Annotated in this window: 7 protein-coding genes; 4 read left to right on the plus strand and 3 right to left on the minus strand. The window is 63.4% G+C overall.

The window, feature by feature from the left end:
- Window positions 1-127 precede the first annotated feature (127 nt).
- Entirely contained in the window at window positions 128-925 is a 798-nt protein-coding gene (locus AB4Z11_RS22920) for a 3'-5' exonuclease (protein WP_442027892.1), read from the plus strand.
- On the opposite strand, the gene AB4Z11_RS22925 is transcribed toward AB4Z11_RS22920, so the two are convergent.
- Window positions 877-2328 carry an aminotransferase-like domain-containing protein gene (locus tag AB4Z11_RS22925; RefSeq protein ID WP_442027894.1) on the minus strand — a complete coding sequence of 484 codons (1452 nt, stop codon included), beginning with the start codon at window positions 2326-2328 and terminating at the stop codon, window positions 877-879. The genes AB4Z11_RS22920 and AB4Z11_RS22925 overlap by 49 nt on opposite strands.
- Before the next feature lie 93 nt (window positions 2329-2421).
- Between AB4Z11_RS22925 and AB4Z11_RS22930 the strand changes: the two genes are divergently transcribed.
- A complete protein-coding gene (locus AB4Z11_RS22930; RefSeq protein WP_442027895.1) occupies window positions 2422-3114 on the plus strand; it encodes a c-type cytochrome in 693 nt (230 codons plus the stop codon).
- Between the two features lie 7 nt (window positions 3115-3121).
- Entirely contained in the window at window positions 3122-4405 is a 1284-nt protein-coding gene (locus AB4Z11_RS22935; protein WP_442027897.1) for a c-type cytochrome, read from the plus strand.
- Between the two features lie 63 nt (window positions 4406-4468).
- On the opposite strand, the gene AB4Z11_RS22940 is transcribed toward AB4Z11_RS22935, so the two are convergent.
- Window positions 4469-5401 carry an ATPase, T2SS/T4P/T4SS family gene (locus AB4Z11_RS22940; RefSeq protein ID WP_442027899.1) on the minus strand — a complete coding sequence of 311 codons (933 nt, stop codon included), beginning with the start codon at window positions 5399-5401 and terminating at the stop codon, window positions 4469-4471.
- A gap of 226 nt (window positions 5402-5627) precedes the next feature.
- Here AB4Z11_RS22940 and AB4Z11_RS22945 point away from each other — a divergent pair, with 226 nt between their 5' ends.
- Complete coding sequence (locus AB4Z11_RS22945) at window positions 5628-6395, plus strand: head GIN domain-containing protein (RefSeq protein ID WP_442027900.1); 768 nt, start codon at window positions 5628-5630, stop codon at window positions 6393-6395.
- A gap of 3 nt (window positions 6396-6398) precedes the next feature.
- Here the strand turns inward: AB4Z11_RS22945 and AB4Z11_RS22950 are convergent.
- The coding region (locus AB4Z11_RS22950) for a TonB-dependent receptor (protein WP_442027901.1) at window positions 6399-7506 on the minus strand (1108 nt) is incomplete at its 5' end.

Below are 7506 nucleotides of genomic sequence, written 5' to 3' on the forward strand. Positions count from 1 at the left end.
TATTGCAGGAGCGCTTCAAGAAGGAAGTCGATCGCCGCAAAGCCGAGCGTGAAGCTGCCGCCGCCGAGGAAGCCGCGAAGCGCCGCCAGGAAAAACTGGAAGCGCTGACCGCCAAATTCTCACGCAAATGATCGAGTCGCCGGAATCCACGCCGGAACTGCCGCCTTACCCCGGCATCCGGCTGGCCGACGTCCGGCTCGTGAAGTCCGCCGCCGATGCGGAAGCCGCGCAAGCGGCCCTGCTGGCAGCGGACGCCATCGGTTTCGATACCGAGTCCAAACCTACTTTTGTCAAAGGCGAAAGTTCGGACGGCCCGCATCTGGTGCAGTTGGCCGACGATAAACACGCCTGGCTGTTTCAGGTTGGCGCAGATCCTTCGCCCTTTTTGCCGGCGCTGCGGGCGATTCTGGAATCGGACAACACACTCAAGGTGGGCTTCGGGCTGTCCGACGACATCAAGCGCGTGCGCGCCAAACTGGGCATCGAGYCGCTGAAAGTCGTTGACCTGTCCGTTCTGCTGCGCGTGCCGGGACAGAAGAATGACCTCGGCGCGAAAAGCGCCGTGGCCAAGTTCTTCGGCCAGACGCTGCAGAAGTCCAAGAAGATTTCGACCACCAACTGGGCCGCACCGCGCCTCAGCGAAAAACAGATTCTTTACGCGGCCGACGATGCGCAGGTTGCGCTGCGCGTGTTCCGCCACTGGATCGCGGAAGGCAATGTGCTGCCGCCGATTCGTCCACCCAAGCCGCCGAAGCCCAAGCGCGCGCCGAATCCGCCGCGCCCGCTTGCGCCGGTCCTCGCGCAAAACGCCGGCGGCTCGCGCCCCGCTGCAGCTGCGGCGGGCGCCAACGCTGCGGGCGCGGCCAGCGCCGCAACTCAGGCCGTGCCGGCGCTGCTCAAGCCTACGCCGCCCTCGCACGACTGAGCGCAGGCCAGGCGTCCCAGCGTCGCCACCGCGGCGGCATGCCGCTCATCCCACACATGTCCGTAATTCAGGCGGATGCAATTCCTGAACTCGCGCTTGGCGCTGAACATCGGCCCCGGCGCGATGCTGATGCCTGCCGCCAGTGCTTGCCGGTGCAATTCCAGCGCGTCGCATTGTTCCGGCAAGAYCAGCCAAAGGAAATAGCCACCTTCGGGCCGCGTCACGCGCGTACCTGAGGGGAAGTGCTGCGAGATCGCATCCAGCATGTGCCGCTGCTGTCCCGACAACGCCGCGCGCAACTGGCGCAAGTAGCGCTCATAGCCGCCCTGCCCCAGATAACCCGCCAGCGCCAGCTGCGAGGGCATCGCGGCGGCCAGGCTGGTGGTCAGTTTCAGGCGCTCGACATCGCGCGCAAACCGCCCCGGCGCCGCCCAGCCCACGCGAAAGCCCGGCGCCAGGCACTTCGAAAACGAGCTGCAATGCATGACCAACCCCTGCGTGTCGAAGCGCTTGGCCAACGCGGGACGCTGCGCGCCAAAATACAGCTCGCCATACACATCGTCCTCGATCAGTGGCACGCCATGTGACGACAGCAGCTCAACCAGTGCCTGCTTCTTCGCCGGCGGCATCAGGCTGCCCAGCGGATTCTGGAAGCTGGTCATCAGCCAGCACGCCTTGGGCTGGTGCTGTTCCAGCGCCACGGACAGCGCATCGAGATCGATGCCATCACGCGGATGGGTCGCGATTTCGACGGCCTTCAAATCCAGCCGCTCCAGCGCCTGCAAGGCCGCATAGAAACTGGGCGACTCGATCAGTACGGTGTCGCCAGGCCGTGCCACCGCTTGCAGACAAAGATTCAGCGCCTCCAGCGCGCCGTTGGTGATGACGATATCGTCGGCCGGCACCTGCACGCCATCGAGCTGGTAACGCAAGGCGATCTGGCGGCGCAGCTCCGCATTCCCCGGCGGGAGATCGGCCACTGTGCTCCACGGGTCGATATTGCGCAAGCTGGCCGCCGCCGCGCGCGCCAGCTTCTCCAGCGGGAACAGCAGGGGGCTGGGGAAGGCCGAACCGAAAGGCACGATATCCGGCGCGCGGCTGGCATCGAGCACGCTGAACACCAGCTCACTGACATCGACCCGCGTGGACGCAGGGTCCGGCCGCGACACCTCAGGCTCCGGGGCAGCCGGCAATCGGCGCGGCGCCACGTAGTAGCCGGAACGGGGACGGGACTCGATCAAACCGCGCGCTTCGAGCAGGTAGTAAGCCTGGAACACGGTCGACGGGCTGACGCCGCGCCGCTCCTGCTGCTGCCGCACGGACGGCAGGCGCTCACCTTCGCGCAGCACGCCGCTGGCCATCAAATCCCCAAGTTCTTCGGCCAGCGCCTCATACAGCTTCAAACTGATACCCCCGTGATGGTGAACTTTTGATCCTGTTATTCTTCAGCCAGCAGGCGTATCCTTGGAGGACAACCAAGAATAACGGATGCATTTATGCGAATTTTCTCATCAATCGCTCTCCTTGTGGCCCTGCCGCTTCTGGCCCGCGCGGAGCCACTGAAACCCCTGCCCGATACCGTTGAACAGCGCGTGGTGGCGTGCACGGCCTGCCATAAACTGAAGGAAGAGGGAGACGCCTTCTTCCCGCGTATCGCAGGCAAGCCGGCCGGCTACCTGTTCAACCAGCTGCAGAACTTCCGCGACGGCCGCCGCCAGTACCCGCTGATGACTTACATGGTGGAGCAACTGCCGGAGTCCTACCTGCGCGAGATCGCGCAATACTTCTCCGACCTGCATCCGCCCTACCCGCCGCCGGCGCCGACCAGCGCCACCCCGGCCATGATCGAACGCGGGCGCGTCATCGTGCACCAGGGCGACCCGGCCAATAAAGTCCCGGCCTGCATCGCCTGCCACGGCGACAAGATGACCGGCGTTGCGCCATCCATTCCCGGCCTGATTGGCTTGCCGCGCGATTACATCAATGCGCAATTCGGCGCCTGGCGCAATAAGGTGCGCAAGGCCCACGCGCCGGACTGCATGGCAGATATCGCCAACCGCCTGAGCGAGGCCGACGTGGCCGCCGTCTCCGGCTGGCTCGCCAGCCAGCCTGCCGACGCCGAAATGCGTCCCGCCGACAGCTTGCCCAAGCCTTTGCCGCTGAAGTGCGGCGGCGTACCACAACAATAAAACTGCCATGAAAAGAACAATCCGAATCATCATCGCCGTGCTCCTGCTGCTGGTTGTGGGCGCGGTCGGCTTCATCTGGCCCAAGCACGATGCCGGCCCGCCGCCGAGCGAAGCATCGAAGTCCATGCCGCTGGCCGACAAGGTGGCGCGCGGCGCTTATCTGGCGAAAGCCGGCGACTGCATGGCCTGCCACACGCCGCGCGGTGGCGCAGCTTATGCGGGCGGCCGTACCTTGCAGACGCCGTTCGGCGGCGTGGTGTCGCCCAACATCACGTCCGACAAGGAAACCGGCATCGGTTCCTGGACCGCCGACGATTTCTGGAACGCCCTGCATAACGGCACCGCCAGGGATGGACGCCTGCTCTACCCTGCTTTCCCGTACACGAACTATACGGTTGTCAGCCGCGACGATTCGGATGCGCTGTACGCCTATTTCCAGACCGTGCCTGCGGTGAAAAAGAAAAGCGAGCCGCATACCCTGCGCTTTCCTTACAACCAGCAGGTGATGCTGGCCGTCTGGCGCGCGCTGTACTTCAAACCGGCCGTCTTCGAAGCGAACAAGGCGAAGCCTGCGGACTGGAACCGCGGCGCTTATCTGGTCAACGGCCTGGGGCACTGCGTGGCCTGCCATAGCTCGCGCAATGTGCTGGGCGCCAGCGACAACAGCTTGTCCGGCGGCCTGATTCCGGTGCTGGGCTGGTATGCACCTTCGCTGACGTCCGATGCCGAAGCGGGTCTCGGTAACTGGCAGGTCGAGCACATCTCGGATCTGCTGAAGACTGGCGTGTCGCCACGCGCGACCGTGTTTGGTCCGATGGCCGAGGTGGTGCGCGAGAGCTTGCAGCATCTGTCCGACGACGATGTGCACGCGATGGCGGTCTATCTGAAGTCGCTGCCGGCCGAGAACGACGGCAAGCCGCAGTATGAACGCTCGAAGGAAGCCGAAGCGATTGCTTATCTGGCGGCCGGCGAGAAGATCTACAGGAATATGTGCATGGACTGCCACGGCGAGAAAGGTGAAGGCAATGCGCCGCACTATCCGCCGCTTTCGGGTAATCGCGCGCTGACCATGGACGTGGCGGTCAATCCAATTCGCATTGTGCTGAATGGCGGCTTTGCGCCGGGCACTGCAGGCAATCCACGGCCTTACGGCATGCCGCCGTTCAGCCATGCGCTGAGTGATATGGAAGTGGCGCAGGTGGTGTCTTACCTGCGCAGCGCCTGGGGCAATAATGCGCCACCGGTGAACAGCACGGACGTGAACCGCTACCGCAACGTGCCGCTTGATTAAAACCTGATGCAAAAGCTAGTGGCAGGCACATCGTGCCTGCCACTTGGTTTCCGCCGTGGGTTTTTACATCATGTCCGCGAAACCGATGCGATCGGTGGTGGCGTTGCGTGCATCGTCGACGCCAACCTTCTTCTTGGCCAGCAGCTCACGCAAGGAGGCGTTCATGGTATGGCAGCCTTCCGCGCCCTTGTGCTCCATCAGCTGGCGAATACCGGACAAATTCGCCGACTCGATCAGCTCCTTCACTTCAGGATGAACGGTCAGCGATTCCGTGGCCAGGTGGTAGCCGTCATTATCCTGCGCCGGCAGCAGCGCCTGGCACAGCACACCGCGCAAGGCATGCGCCAGCGCCTGGTTCTGCGATTCCGAATTACCCAGCAGGCGCATCATCTTCTGCAGTCCCAGCTCGGTCGAGCGCGCATGCAGGGAAGCCAACACCAGCGGACCGGATTCAGCCAGCGCCAGCGCCTCGCGCGCCGTTTCCGCATCGCGGATCTCGCCAATCACGATCACGTCCGGACGCGACTTGCCCTGGCAAGTGTCGCCGATAATCAGCAGCAGACCACTGGTCAGGTGAGCGAATTTGGCTTCGTTGGTGCGCAGACCCAGATTCGCCAGCGGCAGCGGTTCACGCGGGAAGCGGCGCACCACGCAGCCCAGGCGCTTCTTGCCCTGGAAGGAGAAGCAGTTGGCGCGGATGCGCGCCGTATGCAGGTCGATGGCGCGGTCAAACGCGCGGTCCTGGATGCGTTCGCGCCAGTTCGGCTCCACCACCTCGAAGAATTCTTCCAGCTCCTCGCGGGTGATCGGGGAGTCGGTCACCGCCACCATGCCCTTCGGCTGGCGCAGCAGCAGGGGCGAATTCTGGTGAATCAGGATGTCGCTGAAAACCAGTTTGGAGTTAAGCAGGTGCAGGATCTGTTCGACCAGGGTCCCAAATACCGGGTGGTCTTCGTTCTCGATATAGGAAAGGGTGCGAATTTGCGAGTTTTCCATGGACTCTGCTTTCTCCGGGTGGTTTGTGCGGCTTGCCATGATTCTATTTCATTTGCGCAATAGATATAAGTAGCTTTCATCGTTGCTACAACACTCACACCCGGCTATTCCGCCCCGTTTGCATTCTGATCCCCGTTCAGCGCACTCTGTCGCAAGCGGAAGACGTGGAAGCGGCTCCTGATCTATGATTCTCATCATCAAATATTCGAATTCGAAGGAGCAAGAGATGACTTTTTCTGCTGCAGTGCGCAAATCCGTGCTGGCGATTGCCCTGATGGCGGCCGTGGCGCCGCTGACGCAGGTGTCGGCTTCGCCGGGCTGGTTCGCCGGTGAACGCGTTCAGGGCAGCGGCACGATTGTCAAAACGTCACGCGATGTGAGCGGCTACGACGGCCTGGAAATGGGTCTGCCCGGCACCGTGGAAATCCGTCTCGGCGGCTCGGAAGGTGTGCAGATCGAGGCCGACGATAATCTGACTCCGCTGATCGAAACCGTGGTTGACGGCGGCACCCTGAAAATCCGCCCTGTGCGCAAGGAGCTGCAATTCAACTCCCGCAACCTGCGCATCGTGGTCAACGCCCGCAAGATGGAGCATATTTCGGTGGGCGGTTCCGGCACCGTGGATGCGGACGGTCTGCGTGGCCAGCGCATGTCCTTCAACGTGGGCGGCTCCGGCTCGATCAATGTGCGCGGCCTGGAAGCCGAATCCGTGAAGGTGTCGCTGGGCGGCAGCGGCAACCTGAAAGCCAGCGGCAATGCCGATAGCTTGACGGTGGCGATTGGCGGTTCCGGTAAGGTCGGCACCGGCCAGTTGCAAGCGCGCGCGGTGAGCGTGAGCATCGGCGGCTCCGGCCAGGCGACTGTCTGGGCCAAACAGACGCTGGCCGTGAGCGTGGCCGGTTCGGGCGATGTGTCTTACTACGGCGACCCGCAAGTCAGCAAATCCATCATGGGGTCCGGCAGTATTCGCCGCATGAGCGGAGCGCCGCAGTAAGCATTACAAGTCGTACTTCAGCTCAGCGTTGACGGTACGCTGCGTGTAGGGGTGGAAGGCCCAATACTTTTTGTTATTGAGATTGTCCACCCCGACCGACGCCGTCCAGTGCTTGTCGAACCGGTAGCGCACCCGCGCATCCATCACGAAGTAATCCGATACCCCCGTGTACGTGAAACCATTCGGATCGCTGTTATCCAGCGTGCCGTATTGCTTGCCGCTGTAGCGCGCACCCAGGCTGGTGGTCCAGTGCTGGCCCACGTGGTAGGACGCCAGGAAGGTGGCCCGCCACTGCGGCACGCGCGGCTGACGCTTGCCGACGCTGGCCGGCAGCGCGTCATTGCTGACGATCTTCGAGTCGGCGTAGGTCAGGCTGCTGTTGATGGACAGACCATGCACCAGCACTTCGTCTTCCTGCTGCGAGATTTCCAGCCCCGTTGTGCGGATCTTGCCCACGTTCTGCACGGTGCTGATGGTCGGCGCTTGCGGCAAGGGCTGCGAGTACAGCGCATCACGCGTGGTTTCGTGGAACACCGTGGCGCGCAGGCTTCCTTTCGCGGTCAGGCGCTCGGCCGTCAGCTCGCTGGTCCACGACTTCTCGGCGCGCAGATTCGGATCGCTGTTGATGATCTTCCCATCGAGGATCGAGCCCTGGAACAGCTCCGAGGCGGTCGGATTGCGCACCGCACGGCCGGTGGAACCCTTCAGCGTCCAGTGGTCGTTCGCCCGCCACGACAGGGCTGCTTTCGGCGACCAGCTTGATTCGCTGCGCTCTGGGAAGCCAACACCCGTCAACTCGCCGCCGTAAGCTTGCCAGCGCTCGCGGCGCAGGCCCAGCATCGCGCGCCAGTCCTCATCGATGCGCCAGGTGTCCTGCACATAAGCGGACGTCAATCGCGTGTTGCCGTTGAAGGTCGACACGGTCTTGCCTTCGCCGGCACTGATCCAGTCGGCGCCGCTGAATACGCGGGTGCGCAGCTTGGCCGTATCGCGCTGCAGACCGAAGTCCAGCGCGTGGCCGTCACCGGGACGCCAGCTACCCTTCAGCGCCATCGTGTTCCAGCCGCTGCCATGCAGATCGGTCACATTGCCCTGCCCTACCGTATCCGGG

The organism is Pseudoduganella sp. RAF53_2 (assembly GCF_052113985.1).
Lineage (GTDB): Bacteria > Pseudomonadota > Gammaproteobacteria > Burkholderiales > Burkholderiaceae_D > Rugamonas.